General features: G+C 71.1%; 13 protein-coding genes. 5 read left to right on the forward strand and 8 right to left on the reverse strand.

The genetic code is table 11. The features are described 5' to 3' along the window. Positions 1-167: 167 nt before the first annotated feature. Together DRB89_RS30290 and DRB89_RS30295 are read left to right on the forward strand one after the other, a co-directional pair. A complete protein-coding gene (locus DRB89_RS30290) occupies positions 168-1,742 on the forward strand; it encodes a carbohydrate kinase family protein (RefSeq protein WP_112452580.1) in 1,575 nt (524 codons plus the stop codon). After that, positions 1,732-3,309, forward strand: coding sequence for a PfkB family carbohydrate kinase (locus DRB89_RS30295; RefSeq protein WP_112452579.1), 1,578 nt, complete (start codon positions 1,732-1,734; stop codon positions 3,307-3,309). Before DRB89_RS30290 ends, DRB89_RS30295 begins: the two co-directional genes overlap by 11 nt. A 43-nt stretch (positions 3,310-3,352) precedes the next feature. Here the strand turns inward: DRB89_RS30295 and DRB89_RS30300 are convergent, their stop codons facing one another. Further along, a complete protein-coding gene (locus DRB89_RS30300) occupies positions 3,353-4,927 on the reverse strand; it encodes a PQQ-binding-like beta-propeller repeat protein (protein WP_112452578.1) in 1,575 nt (524 codons plus the stop codon). Between the two features lie 252 nt (positions 4,928-5,179). Between DRB89_RS30300 and DRB89_RS30305 the strand changes: the two genes are divergently transcribed. Continuing rightward, on the forward strand, positions 5,180-6,472 hold the full coding sequence (locus DRB89_RS30305; RefSeq protein ID WP_239516399.1) for an AMP-binding protein: 1,293 nt from the start codon (positions 5,180-5,182) through the stop codon (positions 6,470-6,472). Positions 6,473-6,545: 73 nt separating this feature from the next. Here DRB89_RS30305 and DRB89_RS30310 read toward each other — a convergent pair whose 3' ends face one another. The 4 genes from DRB89_RS30310 to DRB89_RS30325 form a co-directional block, all read right to left on the reverse strand. After that, positions 6,546-7,457: an ADP-ribosylglycohydrolase family protein gene (locus DRB89_RS30310; protein WP_112451536.1), complete on the reverse strand. Its 912-nt coding sequence runs from the start codon at positions 7,455-7,457 to the stop codon at positions 6,546-6,548. Between the two features lie 11 nt (positions 7,458-7,468). Continuing rightward, entirely contained in the window at positions 7,469-8,128 is a 660-nt protein-coding gene (locus tag DRB89_RS30315) for a histidine phosphatase family protein (protein ID WP_112451535.1), read from the reverse strand. A gap of 101 nt (positions 8,129-8,229) precedes the next feature. After that, positions 8,230-8,835: a YdbC family protein gene (locus DRB89_RS30320; protein ID WP_112451534.1), complete on the reverse strand. Its 606-nt coding sequence runs from the start codon at positions 8,833-8,835 to the stop codon at positions 8,230-8,232. A gap of 32 nt (positions 8,836-8,867) precedes the next feature. Next, positions 8,868-9,692, reverse strand: a complete 825-nt coding sequence (locus tag DRB89_RS30325) for an arylamine N-acetyltransferase (RefSeq protein ID WP_112451533.1) — start codon at positions 9,690-9,692, stop codon at positions 8,868-8,870. Positions 9,693-9,762: 70 nt separating this feature from the next. Here DRB89_RS30325 and DRB89_RS30330 point away from each other — a divergent pair, with 70 nt between their 5' ends. Further along, on the forward strand, positions 9,763-10,722 hold the full coding sequence (locus DRB89_RS30330) for a DUF1152 domain-containing protein (protein WP_112453930.1): 960 nt from the start codon (positions 9,763-9,765) through the stop codon (positions 10,720-10,722). 147 nt (positions 10,723-10,869) lie between these two features. On the opposite strand, the gene DRB89_RS30335 is transcribed toward DRB89_RS30330, so the two are convergent. Beyond that, complete coding sequence (locus DRB89_RS30335) at positions 10,870-13,773, reverse strand: vitamin B12-dependent ribonucleotide reductase (RefSeq protein ID WP_112451532.1); 2,904 nt, start codon at positions 13,771-13,773, stop codon at positions 10,870-10,872. 141 nt (positions 13,774-13,914) lie between these two features. Further along, positions 13,915-14,427 (reverse strand): transcriptional regulator NrdR, encoded by a 513-nt coding sequence (gene nrdR / locus DRB89_RS30340; RefSeq protein ID WP_112451531.1) that lies wholly within the window; start codon positions 14,425-14,427, stop codon positions 13,915-13,917. Between the two features lie 478 nt (positions 14,428-14,905). Here nrdR and lexA point away from each other — a divergent pair, with 478 nt between their 5' ends. Further along, positions 14,906-15,697, forward strand: coding sequence for a transcriptional repressor LexA (gene lexA, locus DRB89_RS30345; RefSeq protein WP_112451530.1), 792 nt, complete (start codon positions 14,906-14,908; stop codon positions 15,695-15,697). Positions 15,698-15,847: 150 nt separating this feature from the next. On the opposite strand, the gene DRB89_RS30350 is transcribed toward lexA, so the two are convergent. Further along, positions 15,848-17,818: an ATP-dependent DNA helicase gene (locus tag DRB89_RS30350; protein ID WP_112451529.1), complete on the reverse strand. Its 1,971-nt coding sequence runs from the start codon at positions 17,816-17,818 to the stop codon at positions 15,848-15,850.

Genomic DNA, 17,818 nt, shown 5'->3' on the forward strand with positions numbered 1-17,818 from the left:
GCCATTGTAGGCGCGGCCGCCGCACCGCTTCCCGGTCGCCGCCGCACCCTCCCCCAGACGTCGCCGCACCCTCCCCCGGACGTCGCCGCCCCGCGCGGGTGAGAGACGCACGCCGACGGGGTATGTCTCCGCCACGGATTCGGTGGGCCGGTCGGCATGGGGGTGCCATGGACGCTGCGAGTCGCTCCGACGCAAGGCGGCACGGTCCGGAGATCGTCGGGGTGGGGGCGCTCAACGTCGACTACATCGCGAGCGTTTCGCGGCTGTCGGCGCACATGGCCGACCGGGTCTCCGAGTCCACCGCGCGCTTCGAGTGGAACACCGAGGGCCCCATCGACGAGATCGCGATCTCCAAGGCGATCGGCAGGCTCGGCGCCGCGTCGCTGGACGCCTCCCTGGGCGGCTCGGCGTGGCTGACCACCTTCACCCTCGCCCAGATGCGGCTGGGCCTGACCCTGGGCTACGTGGGAGTCGCCGGGCGGATCGAGACGCCCGGGCTGTCCTTCGTACGGCAGATGGACCTCTTCGGCATCGACCGGCGCTGGGTCGCCCGCAGGCCGCAACGGCTCGCCGGCGTCTGCCTGTCGTACCTGGAGGACGTCGAGAGGGTGATGCTCACCCATCCCGGTGCGAACTACCTCATGGCCGAGCACCTGACGCGCAACGGCGAGCAGATCGCCCACTACCTGGCGCAGGCCCGGATCGTCCACGTCACGTCGTTCCTGGACGAGCTGACCCCGCCGGTGCTGCTCGAAGTGCTCTGCCGGGCACGCCGGATCAATCCGGCCCTGCTGCTGAGCTTCGACCCGGGCTTCGCGTGGGCGGAGAACCGGAGCGGGGCGGTGGACGGCATCCTGGCCCTCAGCGACCTGCTGTTCGTCAACCACAGGGAGTTCAAGGCCTTGGGCGAGTACGCACTGGGGGAGTCGGACGAGGTCCTCTCCCAGCGGGTGCTGGCCAGGTGCGGCCCGAGCTGCACCGTGTTCGTCACCAAGCGGTACGACAGCGTGGAGGTCTTCCGGACCGCGCCGACGGGGGTGCTCGCCCAGCGGTTCCAACTGCGCCGACCGGTCCGGGAGGGCGCCATCGAGGACGCGACCGGGGCCGGCGACGTGTTCTCGGCGTCGGTCATCGCCGCGCTCGCCTCCACCCGGCTCCAAGCCGAGCTCGGATCCTTCCTCGGCCTGAGCCTCTCGCGCCTGCGGGCCGTCCAGGCGCACACCGGCACGTCCGCGCTGCCGGTGCTCGGCCGGGAGGGCTTCCTCCAGTCGACCGAAGCGCTCACGGCGCCCGGCACCCGCCCCGGGGCCGTCCTCGTGGCCCACGACGAGGACGCCCAGTGGGACGCCCTGCGGACGTTCCTGGAAGACGACTGCCGGCTGACGGTCCACACCCTCAACCACCCGCGCGGCCAGGACGCCCGCCACCCGCAGGTGATGCGCGAACAACTGGGCCGCTGCGCGTTCGCGATCTGCGTCCTGTCGGCCTCCCGGGTGATGGCCGCCGGTCAACGGCGCGCCAGCGAGAGCGCCGTTCACCAGGTGGGCGTCTTCCAGGGCTACTACGGTTTCGGCAAGGTCGCCATCCTGGCGGAGGAAGGATGCGAGGAGTTCTCCAACAACGCCGGCCTGATCCGCCTGGACTTCGCTCCCGGCCGCATCGGCGCAACCTTCGTGGAACTGGAACGCATGCTGGTCAGGGAACGGATCCTGGCCCGGGGAGGACATCCGCATGACCGCTGATCCGACGAACCGACCGCGGTCCGGCTTCGCCCTGGACGTCGTCGGGATCGGGGCGCTCAACCTCGACTACATCACCCATGTCGACAGGAACGCGAGCCCGGACCGCCGGCCGCTCACCACGCGGATCGCCGAACTGCTCGACGGCGAGGCACCCGTCCCCGAATGGGGTACGGAGACCGCGGTGGACGAGGCCACGGTCTTCGCGGCGCTCGAAGCGATCAACACGTCCACGCTGCAGACGTCCCTGGGCGGCTCCGCCTACAACGCGGTCAACGTGCTCGCCCAGCTCCAACTGGGCCTGAACCTGGGCTACGTCGGGGTCGCCGGCCGGGTACCCGGCCCCGGGCTGTCGGCGATCGACCAACTGCGCGGCCTCGGTGTGGACCACCCGTTCGTCTTCAGGGACGACGACCACCTCTGCGGCATCTGCTTCTCCCTGACGGAGGACGGCGACCGGACGCTCCTCACCCACGCCGGCGCCAACAGCGCCATGGCCGACCACCTGGCGCGCTCCTTCGACGAGGTCGTCGCGTACCTCGCCACCGCCCGGGTCGTCCACGTCACCTCGTTCCTCGACGACCGCACGCCCGCCGCCCTCCTCGCCACCCTGCGCGCGGTCAAGGAAGCCAGCCCCGCCACACTGATCAGCTTCGATCCCGGGCACGTCTGGTGCACCCTGCCGACCGAGGAGGTCCTCGGGATCTGCGGGCTGACCGCGTACCTCATGCTCAACCACCGCGAGTTCCACGAGCTCGGCAGGAGGAACGGCGGCGACACGGACGAGGACATCGCCGGGCACCTCCTCCAGGGCCTCGCGAACGACAGGAGCGTCATCGTCGTCAAGCGGCGCACCGGGATCCACGTCTGGCGCAGCGAGAACGGCAAGGCGGTGGAGGACTTCCACCCGCAGATCGTCCTGGCCGACGACCAGATCGAGGACGCCACCGGGGCGGGCGACGTGTTCGCCGCCGGCCTGCTCGCGGTCCTGACGAGCGACCGGCTGCAAGTGGAGCTCGGCTCCCTGCTCGGCATGACCCTGGCCCGGCACAAGCTGCGCTACGTCGGCAGTCACGGCCACGGCGGACTGGCCGCCGTCACCAAGGACTTCATCCGCTCCCACGACGCGGCCCGGCGCGCGGCGGCCCTTCCCGCGGGAGTCTTCATCGCCCACGGCCGCAGCCCCGAGTGGCTCGCCGTGAAGTCCTTCGTGGAGCGCCGGTTCGGCCTGCCGGTGTACTCGTTCGAGTCGGACTCCTGGGGGAGCAGGCCGGTCACCGAGGCGCTCACCGACTACCTGCAGCGCTGCAGTTTCGCGATCTGCGTGCTGACCGCGGAGGACGCGACGGGCGACGGCCAGCTCGTCGCGCGCCAGAACGTGATCCACGAGATCGGCCTGTTCCAGGGCCACTACGGGTTCGACCGGGTGATCGTCCTGGCCGAGGACGGATGCGAATCGGTCCCGCTCCCCGCCGAGCCGTACACGAGCACCTTCCCCAGGCACGCCATCGACCGCACGTTCTGGTACTTGGACCGGGCGCTTCAGAACCAGGGATTCTCCCACATCTGACCGGGGGCCGGCCTGCCCGTTCACCGCCCGCCGGCGCCGGAATTCAGGGCCGTGGCCGGTCGGCGAGGTGCAGGATCCGGCCGTCGGCGGTTCCGGCGAGCAGTCCTCCGCCGGGGGCCGCCGCCAGCGACAGCGCGACGGTCGCCGCGCCGTGGACCCGCAGCTGCGTACGCCACCGCACCGAGCCGTCGGAGGCGTCGAGTGCCAGCAGCGTGCCGTCGGCGCCGGCGACGTGAACCACTTCCCCGTCGGTGTCCAGAGCGGTCGCGGGCACCTCCGACCGGAACCGCCACCGCACGGCCCCGTCGGCCAGGGAGCGGCGCACGACGTAGGACCCGTCCTCGGGGAAGACGGTGCCCGCGTACACCAGGGATCCGCCGGTCTCGGCGGCCGGACCGCCGAAGTGGTGCTCCCCGGGCTCCGGGGAATGCGGGCAGATCCGGCGGAGCGTGCCGTCCGCGTCGACCGTCGCGATCCACTTGTCCGCATGCGGCTTGTGCGGGTCGGCGCCCACCAGAAGGTACGGCGCGCTCGCGTGGCGGACGGGAAAGGCGTGGTTGAGCGGGTCGAAACCGGTGACGGCCGGCCCCTGCGCAAGGCCGTCGGGGCCCAGGACCGTCAGCGGCCGGGTGCCCCGGTATCCCTCCAGGGCGCGCAGGAGCGTACGGCCGCCGCCGCTCAGCAGGGTCACCGCGTCCTCCACCGGCAGGTTCTCCAGGACGCGCCCGTCGTCGGCGGAGAGACGGGCGACCCGCGGGGCGGGACGTGCCGTGCGGTGGGGACGGCGCGGGCGTTCCGCGTTGGCCCACACCGATGCCGCGTCCGGGGCGAGGAGCAGCTCGCGGCCGCCCTCCTCGTCCTCGACGGCCCACTGCCGTTCGCCCGACGGCAGCCACGCCTCGGCCAGTACGCCGTCCAGTGCGGCCAGGACCCGGCCGTCCGGCAGGGCCTCGACGGCCCGCACCCGGGTGCGCGGGCTCCAGTCCCGGCCCGCGGAGCCCGCGAGGCCGAGGAGCAGCCAGGAGGCGTCCGCGCCGGGGTCCGCCCGGTCGAACTCCTCAGCCGGAGCCGCCAGTTCCACCGCGGAGACGCCTTGGTGCCCGACAGCGGACCAGTCGGCGCGCTCGATCACGGCCGGGTGCGCCCGTTCGTGCGCCAGCGGGTCCTCCCAGTCGTCCGCGGGCGCCACGGCCAGACTCAGCGCGGTCGCGCTCCGCCACTCCATCCGGACCACCTCGCGCGGGTGCTCCAGCGCGGACACGGTCTCGCCGGTGTCCAGGTGGACGAGCAGCAGCTCGCCGGTGAAATGGCAGCCGCCGTCGTACGAGCCGGTGCCGACCGCGAGGAGGGGCAGGACGGGATGGAAGGCGAGGCAGTTCACCCGGTGGCGGGACGGCACCAGATGTCGGCACCGCAGGCCGTCCCGCTCGTACACGCCGATCCGGTGCTCGGTCCACCGCCGCTCTCCGCTGCCGTGGCCGTTCCACCGGAGCCGTCCCACGTCGCCGCCCACCGCGACCAGCCCCGAGCGCTCGTCGGTGACGGCCGCGCCCGGCTCGCCCGCCTCGGCGAACGGACCGTCGCCGAAAACGCGCAGGACAGTGGGTACGGCAGTCATACAGGGACCCTCCGGAGACGGAGACGGAGACGGAGACGCACATGTGGGCTCGGACCAAGGCCCGATCTTCCCAGATCGAACATACCTGCTGGTCAGCGGTGTGTGTTGGGGTTTCTGCTGAGGGAATCCGGCGTCCTTGGTCGGGAAAGCGCATTGCGCGCGAGGGGGTGCCCACGGCTTGGATGGCCAAGATCAGGACGGCAGGGTCGGGTCGCTCCCCGGTGCCGAGACCGACGGGACGGAAGGAAGCGCATGACACCCATGCCGGACGGCTACACACCCTGGCCCGAGGAGTTCGTCGACCGCTACTGGGCGGCCGGGCACTGGCGCGGCACCACGCTGGACAGCCTGCTGCGCGGCTGGGCCCTGCGGTTCGGGCCGCGGACCGCGCTCGTGCACGGCGACAACCGGATCACGTACGCCACCCTGAACCGGCGGGCGGACCGCATGGCCGCCGGGTTCCGGCTGCGTGGCCTGCGGCGCGGGCAGCGGGTCGTCGTCCAGCTGCCGAACGTCCCCGAGTTCGTCACCACCGTCTTCGCGCTGATGCGCGCCGGCGTGGTCCCCGTGCTGTGCCCGGTCACGCACCGCGCGGCCGAGCTGTCGCACATCGTGCGGGTCAGCCAGGCCACCGGCTACGTCGGCCCCTCGACGTACCGGGGCTTCGACCACACGGCGATGGCCGCGGACATCGCGGCCGAAGGGCCCTTCCTGCGCAGGGTGTTCCCCCTGGAGGCGCCGGGCGCCGCGTCCCCGTACGGCGGTTTCACCACCGACCCGTCCGGCTGCCACTACTTCCCGCTGGCCTCCCTCGACTCCCCGCCCGAGCAGCCGCTCGTGCAGCGCGCCGACCAGGTGGCGTTCCTCCTGCTCGCGGACGGTGCCGCCGGGGAGCCCGTGCTCGTACCGCGCACCCACAACGACTACGCCTCCCAGGCGCGGGCCGCCGCCGAGCTGGTCTCGCTCACCGAGGACGACGTGTACCTCGCCGCGCTGCCCGCCGCGTCCCACTTCGCCCTCGGCTGCCCCGGCATCCTCGGCACCCTCTCCGCGGGCGGCACCGTCGTCCTGGCCGAGGACCCGGGACCCGACGCATGCCTTCCGGTCATCGAACGGGAGCGGGTCACCGTCACGTCGGTGCTGCCCGCCGTGGCCGAGAGCTGGCTCGACGCACTGCGCGAGGGTCGTCCCTTATACACATCTGACGCTGCCGACGACCTACTATGTTTGTGTATAAGCGGCATCCCTGCCCCGCTCCCGCGGCGGGCGCGGGCGCGGCTGCGGCTGCGGCCTGCTGTGCGGCGCTCTCGGCGGCGCCGGCAGCGGCACCCCCGTCGCCCTGGCCGCCCTGGCCGCCCTGGCCGCCCTGGCCGCCCGCACTCTCGCCGGCGTTCCCGCCGGTGCTCCTGCCGGTGTTGTCCGACATCGCTTCCCTCCCCTGTCCAGCCGCCCCCGGCTTCCCAGTGGGGGCGGCGCAGCGGACAGAGTAGGCCGGTGGAGGGATGTTTTGAACAGGATCAAAAGAGCTCTGTGTCAGGACCGTGACAATCGGATCGGGACATCTCCCCAGCTCCGAGCCCCGGCCACACCAGCGGTGACCGCGACGGCGACCGGCCGGTCAGGAGATGTCCGGCAGCCAGGCAGGCAGGGCCTCGGTCCGTGCCAGCCAGGCCTGCGGGAGCACCGCGTCCCCGCGCGCGCCCAGCACCCCGCCGACGATCGCGCAGGTGGTGTCCACGTCGCCGCCGACCTGGGCTGTGGTCCAGAAGGCCCGCTCGTAATCGTCCAGGCTCCGCGCCGCCGACCACAGGGCGAAGGGCACGGTGTCGTGGGCGCTGGTGCGCCGCCCGCAGCCCAGGACGGCCGCGACGGTCGTCGCGTCGTCGTAGTCCAGCATGCCGCGCGCCCTGCGCAGACCGGCACCCACCGCGCTGCGCGGAACCAGCGCGATGACCCCGTCCAGCAGGTCGGCGGCCTTCGGCGGCCCGTCCGGAGCGGCGGCCAGAGCGGCCGCGGCGGCCACGGCCATCGCCCCGCACACCGCTTCGCGGTGCTGGTGGGTGGTGTAGGCGGAGATCTCCGCCTGGTGGGTGGCCTGCTCCGGGTCGTCGGCGTACCAGGCACCCAGCGGGGCGACCCGCATGGCCGCGCCGTTGCCCCACGAGCCCTGCCCGTTGAACAGTTCGGCGGCGAGCGTGCGCCAGTCCGCGCCCTCGCGGATCAGGCGCAGCATCCGGTTCACGGCGGGCCCGTAGCCGCGGTCGAAGTCGTGGTGGTGGGCGAAGGAGGCGGCCAGCGCGTCCTGGTCGACCCGTCCGTGCCCGGCGAGTACGGCCACCACCGAGCAGGCCATCTCGGTGTCGTCCGTCCACTGCCACGGATCGGTTCCGGCGGGCAGCTCGCGCCGCTTGAGCAGCGGGTAGTTCACGGGGACGAAGTACTGGGAGCCCAGGGCGTCACCCAGGGCCAGGCCTCGAAGGCTGGCCATGGCGCGTGCGTAGCGCCTTTCGGAAGAGGAGTCAGAGGTCATCGCGCTTCACTCTAGCCGTCCAGGTCGTAGGGCTCGGCTGTGGTCCACCGCTCAAACGGGCGGTCCATCCGGTACCGCCCGTCGGGTCCGAGCAGCAGGACCCGGTATTCGCCGTTCCCGGGGTTGGAGAGGGCTTCGAACTCGGCCACGGACCAATGGAACCAGCGCATGCAGAACAGTCTCATCGTCAGACCGTGCGTCACCAGCAGGACGTTCTCCGGGTGGTCCTCGGCTTCGAAGCTGCGGTAGAGGCTCTCCAGGAAGGCCCCGACCCGGTCGTAGACGTCCGCGCCCGACTCCCCCTGCGCGAAGCGGTAGAAGAAGTGGCCGTACGCGTCCCGGTACGCCTTCTGCAGCCGTACGTCTTCCCGCTCCTGCCAGTTGCCCCAGTCCTGCTCGCGCAGCCTCGGCTCCTCGCGCATCCGGACGCGCGCCGGGTCCAGCCGCAGCTCCCGGAAGGTCTGCAGGGTCCGGCGGTACGGGGAGACGTACGCGCTGACGTGCTCGCCGCCGAAGAGCTCCCGGAGCCGGACGCCGGCCTCCGCGGCCTGCTCGCGGCCGGCGCGGGTCAGCCTCAGGGCGTGGTCGGGCTCCCGCTCGTACACCGTGTCATCGGCGTTCCCCTCCGATTCCCCGTGTCGGACAAGGACGATGCGCCGTGGTCGAACCATCCCACGACCCTATTCGGCCATCAGCGGGCACGCCGACCGGGGCACGCCGGTCGGCCGGACGGCGACCATACAGTCGGCTTGTCGGACCGGTCTGCCCGCGGTCAGACCGTCCAGGAGGGCTCGAGGTCGACGACGTCTCCCGTGAGGGCCTCCACGTCGGCCTGGATCTGGGCGCGCAGGGAGAGCCGCTCCACGCGCTCCTGGCGGTACTTGCCGTGCTCGGCCGCCGCGTGCCACATCGACAGCACCAGGAACTCCCGGCCGGGAGCCTCGCCGAAGAGGCCCCGGACCATGCCGGGCGAGCCTGCCATGGCCGGGTTCCACACCTTCTCCTGCATGAGGGCGAAGTGGTCGACCCGGCCCTCGCGCACCCGTGTGTGGGCGACCCGGACGACGTCGGCGTCGGTGAAGCGGGGCTCGAAGCCCGTCTTCACATCGAAGCGGTGGTCGAAGAGCGTGACCCGCGCGTCGGTGTAGGTGCCGTTCTGGGAAGCGGCCAGCCTGTCGTGCGAGCGGGCCATGAAGGAGTCGTAGAAGGAGCGGCTCTCCCAGAACGCGAAAACATGCGCCACCCCCTGCCGGCCCCGGCTCCAGCCGCCGCCCTGTCCCCGGAATCCGGGTTCGCCAGGCAGCCCCGCCCATTTGCGCTGCCCGCGCTCGAACCCGCGTCGGTCCGTCACCGTGCAGCGAATCCACTTGACCAGCACTGCGCCATCGTACGGTCCCGGCGGGGCCCGGGTCAGTCCCCGGCGCGGTACATCCGCAGGAGTTCGGACGCGTCCCGCTCGGGCAGCCGAAGCCCGAACTCCCGGTCGAGCAGGGCGAGCAGCCCGTCCGAGGCGACTTCCCGCCGCTCAACCCGCCCGTCGGGCCGCAGCCGCGTGAGCTCCCGGCCCACGAGGGCCACCCGAGCGGAGTCGCCCGGGCGCTGGACGATGACCTGGCCGACGAAGGCGGAGCGGGGGTGCGAGGAGGTGTAGTGGTTCAGGACCACGTAGTCGACGGGGTGGTAGGGCTGCGGCGAGAAGGCGTACAGGTCGCGCCAGGTGCCCTCGCGCGACACGCAGAGCACGAGGACTCCGTCCGCCTCCTCCCGGACGCGGAACACCCACTCCCCCTGCCGCGCTTCGGTGCCGGGGCGCGACAGCGGCACGGGCTCGCGCGGCGTCTGCCAGCCGAACCCGGCGTCGCAGAGCCAGGGTTCCCCGTCCACCGTGACGACGAGCATCGCGTGCGTCACCGCGAGCAGGGAATCCCCCCGGGTGCGGTTGCGGGCGCCGCGCCCGGAGACCTCGAAGCCGATCCGCTCCAGGACGGCGGCCAGCAGCGTGTTCTGCTCGTAGCAGTAGCCGCCGCGGCCGGCGTGCACGAGCTTCCCCTCGATCGCCTTGACCTCCAGCTCGATGGGGCGGCCGAGCAGCACGTCCAGACTCTCGAAGGTGATCGCACCGGTGTGGGCCCGGTGTACTGCCTTCAACGTCGCCAGGTCCGCCCGGAGTTCCCCACCGTCCCAGCCGATCCTCGCCAGATAGGCGTCCAGGTCCAGCTCGTCACCGCTCCACATGGCTTCCCCGCTCTGCGCTTCACGAAAAACACGGAGCGCCCCGGTGGTACCGCCCCACACAATGATCGGCATGACGGCCCTGCACACCACCCCTATCTTCGACCGCTTGGCCCCGTGCGAACGGATCCTCGTCGCCGGCGCCGGCGGCGGCTTCGACATCTACTCCGGGCTCCCCATCGCCCTCTCCCTCCTGCACCAGGGCAAGGAGGTGTACCTGGCCAACCTCTCCTTCAGCGCGCTCGCCGGCCTCCCGCTCGACCACTGGGTGGCCCCCGACCTCGCCGCCGTCACCCCGCTCTCCGCGCCGCACCAGCCGTACTTCCCGGAGCGGACCTTGGCCCGGTGGCTGAAGATCCACGGATACCCGTCCACGGTGTACGCCTTCCCCCAGGTCGGCGTGCAGCCCCTGCGGGCCGCCTACCGGACGCTGATCGACCTGCACCGCATCGACGCGGTGGTCCTGGTCGACGGGGGCACCGACATCCTGATGCGCGGCGACGAGGCGGGCCTCGGCACGCCCGAGGAGGACCTGGCCAGCGTGGCGGCGCTGGCCGCGCTGGACGACGTGGCCGAGCGCCTGGTCGTCTCGGTCGGCTTCGGCGTGGACGCGTACCACGGGGTGAACCACGCGCTGGTACTGGAGAACATCGCGGCGCTGGAGCGGGACGGCGCGTACCTCGGCGCGTTCTCGATATCCCGCGCCACCCGGGAGGGCGCGCTGTACCTCGACGCCGTGGCCCACGCGCAGGACCACACCCCGGAGCGCCCGAGCATCGTGAACGGCTCGATCGCCGCGGCCGTCCGCGGCTCCTTCGGGGACGTCCGCTTCACCGACCGGACCCGGGGCGGCGAGCTCTTCGTGAACCCGTTGATGTCGCTCTGCTTCACCTTCGAACTGACCGGCCTGGCCGCCCGCTGCCTCTACCTCGACCGGATCGAGGAAACCCACCTGATGCGCCAGGTGAGCTCGCAGATCGCGATCTTCCGTGACGAGATCACCACCCGGCCGGCCCGGACCTTCCCGCACTGAGCCGCGTACGGATGTGTACGGACGTGCGCGGGGGCTCCGGCGCACGGCGAAGGGGACCGGCCTTCGGCCGGTCCCCTTCGTGCACTGCTGGTCAGCCGCCTGCGCGGGCTACGTCGGACGTGGCGCCCGACGGGCCCGCGCCCGGTGTCAGCTGCAGCCGCTGGTGGAGCCGCAGCCCTCGCAGATGTAGCAGGAGCCGGCGCGCTGCATCTTCGTGCCGCAGGAGAAGCAGAGCGGGGCGTCGGCGGAGACGCCGAGCTGCATCTCGACCAGTTCGGCGTTGGAGTGCGCCGTCTTGGGGGCCGGGACCTGGGCGACCGCGACCGGCTTCGGGGCCGGGGCGGCCGGGACCGCGACCAGCGGGGCCACGGGGGCCGACAGGGTCAGGGACTCGGTGTCGAGCTCCTCCTCGAGGGGCTCGTAGGAGCCCGTGTCGAGGTGGCGCTGACGCTCCTCGGCGGAGTGGATGCCGAGGGCCGAGCGGGTCTCGAAGGGCAGGAAGTCGAGCGCCACGCGGCGGAAGATGTAGTCGACGATCGACTGCGCCATCCGCACGTCCGGGTCGTCCGTCATACCGGCCGGCTCGAAGCGCATGTTCGTGAACTTCGCGACGTACGTCTCCAGCGGGACGCCGTACTGCAGACCGACCGAGACCGCGATCGAGAAGGCGTCCATCATGCCCGCGAGGGTCGAACCCTGCTTGGACATCTTCAGGAAGACCTCGCCGAGACCGTCGTCCGGGTAGGAGTTCGCGGTCATGTAGCCCTCGGCGCCACCGACCGTGAAGGACGTGGTGATCCCCGGGCGGCCCTTCGGAAGGCGCTTGCGGACCGGGCGGTACTCGATGACCTTCTCGACGGCCGTCCGGATGGTGTCCTCCGCCTTGGCGGTGACCTCCACCTTCTCCTCTTCCTTCTTCTTCGCGGAGAGGGGCTGGCCGACCTTGCAGTTGTCGCGGTAGATCGCGAGCGCCTTGACGCCCAGCTTCCACGCCTCGAAGTAGATCTCCTCGATCTCCTCGACGGTCGCCGTCTCCGGCATGTTGACCGTCTTGGAGATCGCGCCGGAGATCCAGGGCTGGATCGCGGCCATCATGCGGACGTGGCCCATCGCGGAGATGGAGCGCTCGCCCATCGCGCAGTCGAAGACCGAGTAGTGCTCCTGCTTCAGGCCCGGGGCGTCGACGACCACGCCGTGCTCGGCGATGTGGGCGACGATCGCCTCGATCTGCTCTTCCTGGTAGCCCATGCGGCGCAGGGCCTGCGGCACGGTGCCGTTGACGATCTGCATCGAGCCGCCGCCGACGAGCTTCTTGAACTTGACCAGGGCCAGGTCCGGCTCGACACCGGTGGTGTCACAGGACATCGCGAGACCGATGGTGCCGGTGGGCGCGAGGACGGAGGCCTGCGAGTTGCGGAAGCCGTTCTTCTCGCCGAGGTGGATCACGTCCTGCCAGGCCTCGGTGGCCGCGGCCCAGATGATGTTGTCCAGGTCCTCGGTGCGCGGCGCGACGGCGTTGGCGTCGGCGTGCTGCTTCATGACGCGCTTGTGCGACTCGGCGTTGCGGGCGTAGCCGTCGTACGGGCCGACGATCGCGGCCAGCTCGGCGGAGCGCTTGTACGCGGTACCGGTCATCAGCGAGGTGATCGAGGCGGCGAGGGTGCGGCCGCCGTCCGAGTCGTACGCGTGCCCGGTGGCCATCAGCAGGGCGCCGAGGTTGGCGTAGCCGATGCCCAGCTGGCGGAAGGCGCGGGTGTTCTCGCCGATCTTCTGCGTCGGGAAGTCCGCGAAGCAGATGGAGATGTCCATCGCGGTGATGACCAGCTCGACGACCTTGGCGAAGCGCTCGGCGTCGAAGGACTGGTTGCCCTTGCCATCGTCGTTCAGGAACTTCATGAGGTTGAGCGAGGCGAGGTTGCAGGACGTGTTGTCCAGGTGCATGTACTCGCTGCAGGGGTTGGACGCGGTGATGCGGCCGGACTCGGGGCAGGTGTGCCAGTTGTTGATCACACCGTCGTACTGGATGCCCGGGTCGGCGCAGGCCCAAGCGGCCTCGGCGAGCTTGCGGAAGAGCGACTTGGCGTCGACCGTCTCGATGACCTCGCCGGTCATGCGGGCGCGCAGGCCGAATTCGGTGCCGTTCTCGACGGCCGTCATGAACTCGTCGTTCACGCGGACGGAGTTGTTGGCGTTCTGGTACTGGACGGACGTGATGTCGTCGCCGCCCAGGTCCATGTCGAAGCCCGCGTCGCGCAGGGCGCGGATCTTCTCCTCTTCCTTCACCTTGGTCGCGATGAAGTCCTCGACGTCCGGGTGGTCCACGTCCAGGACGACCATCTTGGCCGCGCGGCGGGTGGCGCCGCCCGACTTGATCGTTCCGGCGGACGCGTCGGCGCCGCGCATGAAGGAGACCGGACCGGAGGCGTTGCCGCCGGAGGAGAGGAGCTCCTTGGAGGACCGGATGCGGGAGAGGTTCAGGCCGGCGCCGGAGCCGCCCTTGAAGATCATGCCCTCTTCCTTGTACCAGTCGAGGATCGACTCCATGGAGTCGTCGACGGCGAGGATGAAGCAGGCGGAGACCTGCTGCGGCTGGGCCGTGCCGACGTTGAACCACACCGGCGAGTTGAAGCTGAAGATCTGGTGCAGGAGCGCGTAGGTCAGCTCGTGCTCGAAGATCTCCGCGTCGGCGGGCGACGTGAAGTAGTCGAAGTCCTCGCCGGCCTTGGTGTAGGTCTTCACGATCCGGTCGATGAGCTGCTTCAGACCGGTCTCGCGCTGCGGGGTGCCGACCGCGCCCCGGAAGTACTTGCTGGTCACGATGTTGACCGCGTTCACCGACCAGAAGTCGGGGAACTCGACGCCACGCTGCTCGAAGTTGACCGAGCCGTCGCGCCAGTTGGTCATGACGACGTCGCGGCGCGCCCAGGTCACCTCGTCGTACGGGTGCACGCCCGGGGTGGTGTGGATGCGCTCGATACGCAGGCCGCTCTTGGCAGTCTTGGTTCCCTTGGAGCGGGAACCTCGTGCCGAGCTGCTCGCCGTCTCTGTCATGCCGTTCCTCCCAATGCGGGCAAAACGCCCTAAAGTGCCAGCGCTATTCCGCGGCACGGTGCTGTGTCTTGTATCTACGTCTCTTCGCCGTACCGGCCGGCCGCTCCGCGATGCGCGTGCAGCGCGGTGCGGGCTGTCCGGTCAGTCGGCGGCGGAGGCGGGCACGGGGACCGGAACGGTCCCACCGGGCTCGCACTCTTCGGGGTGAGACCGCGGCACACGGAGTTCCGTGATGGCGGTCTCGAAGTCTTCGAGTGTGTCGAACGCCTTGTAAACGGACGCGAACCGGAGGTACGCGACCAGGTCGAGCTCCTGCAACGGGCCGAGTATGGCCAGACCCACGTCGTGGGTGGTCAGCTCGGCGCTACCGGTGGCGCGCAACGCCTCCTCGACCCGCTGGCCGAGCTTGGCGAGGGCGTCCTCGGTGACCGGCCGCCCCTGGCACGCCTTGCGCACGCCGGAGATGACCTTGGTACGGCTGAAGGGTTCGGTCACCCCGCTGCGCTTGATCACCATCAGCGAGGCCGTCTCCACCGTCGTGAAGCGACGGGAGCAGTCGGGGCACTGGCGGCGCCGGCGGATCGACGTGCCGTCGTCGGTGGTCCGACTGTCGACGACACGGCTGTCGGGGTGCCTGCAGAAGGGGCAGTGCATGGTTCCCTCACCCTCCTCTTGGCACGACTGAATCACCTCGCGAGACCCCTGAACGGCAGAGGCGAAGCTCTGTCGGGGGGCTCGGGAAGCAGCCACAAGCATATGCGATGCCGAGACCCTCGGCAGACCGAGGACCACAACTTCTGGGTGGCAGCGCTCATCCAACCACTAGATCTTGGGTTGTGGTGGATTTACGGCGCTCCGCGTGTCGCAGCGTCCGATGGCCGGATACAAGGCCTCTCGGTGCCACACTGGGCGCGAACCCGGACGGTGGCGACCCGACCCGGAAGGGTACCGTAAGCCGTGGCCCCGAAGCCGAACCCGCGTTCGGTCCGGATGGCCCGACGGCCAGCCATACACCCCCAGGTATGACCACGCCGGGTGATCTGCGTTTTTTCACTCGAACGTGTGTTTGGCGCAACCTTTCGAAAGCAACTACCGTTGTCCAGCTAGGGAGAACATTTCGAGAGGGGCCGACGTGACCACCACCGCAGACAGTGCCACCATCACTGCCCAGAACCGCTCCCAGAGCCGACTCGAGCCGGTGCATGCCATGAATGACGCAAGCCTGAACCCGGAGGCGGAGCCCGTACGCCCCGCACGCTCGATGCCAGGGCGACCTCCAGGCATCCGCGCCGACAGCTCCGGACTCACGGACCGGCAGCGCAGGGTCATCGAGGTCATTCGCGACTCGGTGCAGCGGCGCGGCTACCCGCCGTCGATGCGGGAGATCGGCCAGGCGGTCGGCCTGTCCAGCACGTCGTCGGTGGCGCACCAGCTGATGGCCCTGGAGCGCAAGGGCTTCCTGCGCCGCGATCCGCACCGCCCGCGGGCCTACGAGGTGCGCGGGTCCGACCAGCCCAGCTCGCAGCCCACCGACACCACGGGCAAGCCCGCCGCCTCGTACGTGCCCCTGGTCGGCCGGATCGCGGCCGGTGGCCCGATCCTCGCCGAGGAGTCGGTGGAGGACGTGTTCCCGCTCCCCCGCCAGCTGGTCGGTGACGGCGAACTGTTCTGCCTCAAGGTCGTCGGCGACTCGATGATCGAAGCCGCGATCTGTGACGGCGACTGGGTCACGGTCCGTCGCCAGCCGGTCGCGGAGAACGGCGACATCGTCGCAGCCATGCTCGACGGCGAGGCCACGGTCAAGCGGTTCAAGCGCGAGGACGGCCATGTCTGGCTGCTCCCGCACAACGCCGCGTACCAGCCGATCCCCGGCGACGAGGCCACCATCCTGGGCAAGGTCGTCGCCGTACTGCGCCGGGTCTGACCTCCCCGCGCCCCCATCCAGCTCCGGGACCCACTGCGCCGGTCCCGGAGCTGCTTTGTGCCTTCTGCCCTGCACCTGGTTGCCTTGCGCGTGCTTGCCTTGCGCGTGCTTGCCTTGCGCGTGCTTGGGCCGCGTCCACTTGGGCTGCGTCTACTTGCCCTCGGCTTGCGCGGCCGCGTCGATCGCGGCGAGCGAGCGGCGGGCCTGGTTGCGGTCCGTGGTGTACCAGAAGTCCGGCAGCGTGGCCCGCAGGAAGCTCCCGTACCGGGCCGTGGCCAGCCGGGGGTCCAGTACCGCGACGACGCCCTTGTCGCCGGTGGCCCGAACGAGCCGGCCGGCGCCCTGGGCCATGAGCAGCGCCGCGTGCGTCGCCGCGACGGACATGAAGCCGTTGCCGCCGCGCTCCTCGACCGACTTCTGCCGGGCGCTCATCAGCGGGTCGTCGGGGCGCGGGAACGGGATCCGGTCCATGACCACCAGCTGGCAGCTCGGCCCGGGCACGTCCACGCCCTGCCAGAGCGACAGGGTGCCGAACAGGCAGGTCTTCGGATCGGCCGCGAAGTTCTTGATCAGCTCGCCGAGCGTCTCCTCGCCCTGCAGCAGGATCGGGTTGTCGAGCCGGCCGCGCAGCTCCTCGGCGGCCGCCTTGGCGCCGCGCATGGAGGAGAACAGTCCGAGGGTGCGGCCGCCGGCCGCCTCGATCAGTTCGGCGAGCTCGTCCATCATGTCGCCGCGGGTGCCCTCGCGGCCGGGGGTGGCCAGGTGCTTGGCGACGTAGAGGATGCCCTGCTTCGGGTAGTCGAACGGCGAGCCGACGTCCAGGCCCTTCCACTGAGGTACGTCGTCGCCTTCGACGCCTTCCGGGGACAGGCCCATCGACGCCGCGACGCCGTTGAAATCGCCGCCGAGCTTGAGGGTGGCCGAGGTCAGGACCACCGAGCGGTCCTCGAACAGCTTCTCGCGCAGCAGGCCAGAGACCGAGAGCGGAGCGACCCGGAGGGTGGCGCCGAAGCGGTCGTGTCGCTCGTACCAGACGACGTCGTACTCGGAGCCGGCCATGATCCGCTCCGCCACCCCGTGCACGCTCTCCACGGCGGCGAGGGCCTGCTTGCGCACGGCGTCCTCGTCGTGGACGGACTTGTCGCGGGTGGTGCCGATCGCCGAGATCACACTGCGCGAGGCGTCCCGCAGGGCCATCAGCGCATAGCCGAGGTCCTCCGGGATCTCCTCCAAGCGGCCGGGGAGCGCCAGCTCCATGACGCGCTCGAAGGTCTCGGAGGCCGTCTGCAGGGAGTCGGCGGTCTTCTCGTCGACCAGCTTCGCCGACCGCTTCACGGCGCGGTTGACCTGGCCGGGGGTGAGCTCGCCGGTGGCGACTCCGGTCACCCGGGAGACCAGCTCGTGGGCCTCGTCGACGATCAGCACCTCGTGCTGCGGGAGCACGGGCGCGCCCTCGATCGCGTCGATGGCGAGGAGCGCGTGGTTGGTGACGACGACGTCCGCGAGCTTGGCCCGCTCACGGGCGGCCTCCGCGAAGCACTCGGCTCCGTACGCGCACTTCGTCGCGCCCAGGCACTCGCGGGAGGACACGGAGATCTGCGACCAGGCCTTGTCGGAGACGCCCGGGGTCAGGTCGTCGCGGTCGCCGGTCTCGGTCTCGTCCGCCCAGTCGCGCAGGCGCAGCAGGTCCTGGCCCAGCTTGCTGGTGGGGGCGGCCGCCTCGAACTGGTCGAAGAGGCCCTCCTCCTCGTCCTGCGGGGCGCCCTCGTGCAGGCGGTGCAGGCACAGGTAGTTGGAGCGGCCCTTGAGCATGGCGAACTGCGGGCGGCGGTGGAGCTGCGGATGCAGCGCCTCCACCGTCCGGGGCAGGTCGCGCTCGACGAGCTGGCGCTGAAGGGCCAGCGTCGCCGTGGCGACGACCACGCGCTCGCCGTGCGCGAGGGCCGGCACCAGGTAGCCGAGGGACTTGCCGGTACCGGTACCGGCCTGGATGAGGCGGTGGGAGTTGCCGTCGATCGCTTCGGCGACGGCTTCGGCCATGGCCACCTGGCCGGGGCGCTCCGTGCCGCCGACGGCGGAGACGGCGGCGTGCAGCAGGTCGGGGAGGGAGGGCTTCGTCAT

Origin of the sequence: Streptomyces sp. ICC4, assembly GCF_003287915.1 — a bacterium.
GTDB lineage: Bacteria > Actinomycetota > Actinomycetes > Streptomycetales > Streptomycetaceae > Streptomyces > Streptomyces tritrimontium.

Coding starts and splice junctions, on each gene's coding strand:
- nrdR (WP_112451531.1), bottom strand. CDS start 14,427: ATGCACTGCCCCTTCTGCAGGCACCCCGACAGCCGTGTCGTCGACAGT.
- DRB89_RS30330 (WP_112453930.1), top strand. CDS start 9,763: ATGACGGCCCTGCACACCACCCCTATCTTCGACCGCTTGGCCCCGTGC.
- DRB89_RS30310 (WP_112451536.1), bottom strand. CDS start 7,457: ATGACCTCTGACTCCTCTTCCGAAAGGCGCTACGCACGCGCCATGGCC.
- DRB89_RS30315 (WP_112451535.1), bottom strand. CDS start 8,128: ATGGTTCGACCACGGCGCATCGTCCTTGTCCGACACGGGGAATCGGAG.
- DRB89_RS30295 (WP_112452579.1), top strand. CDS start 1,732: ATGACCGCTGATCCGACGAACCGACCGCGGTCCGGCTTCGCCCTGGAC.
- DRB89_RS30335 (WP_112451532.1), bottom strand. CDS start 13,773: ATGACAGAGACGGCGAGCAGCTCGGCACGAGGTTCCCGCTCCAAGGGA.
- DRB89_RS30350 (WP_112451529.1), bottom strand. CDS start 17,818: ATGACGAAGCCCTCCCTCCCCGACCTGCTGCACGCCGCCGTCTCCGCC.
- DRB89_RS30300 (WP_112452578.1), bottom strand. CDS start 4,927: ATGACTGCCGTACCCACTGTCCTGCGCGTTTTCGGCGACGGTCCGTTC.
- DRB89_RS30325 (WP_112451533.1), bottom strand. CDS start 9,692: ATGTGGAGCGGTGACGAGCTGGACCTGGACGCCTATCTGGCGAGGATC.
- DRB89_RS30290 (WP_112452580.1), top strand. CDS start 168: ATGGACGCTGCGAGTCGCTCCGACGCAAGGCGGCACGGTCCGGAGATC.
- DRB89_RS30305 (WP_239516399.1), top strand. CDS start 5,180: ATGACACCCATGCCGGACGGCTACACACCCTGGCCCGAGGAGTTCGTC.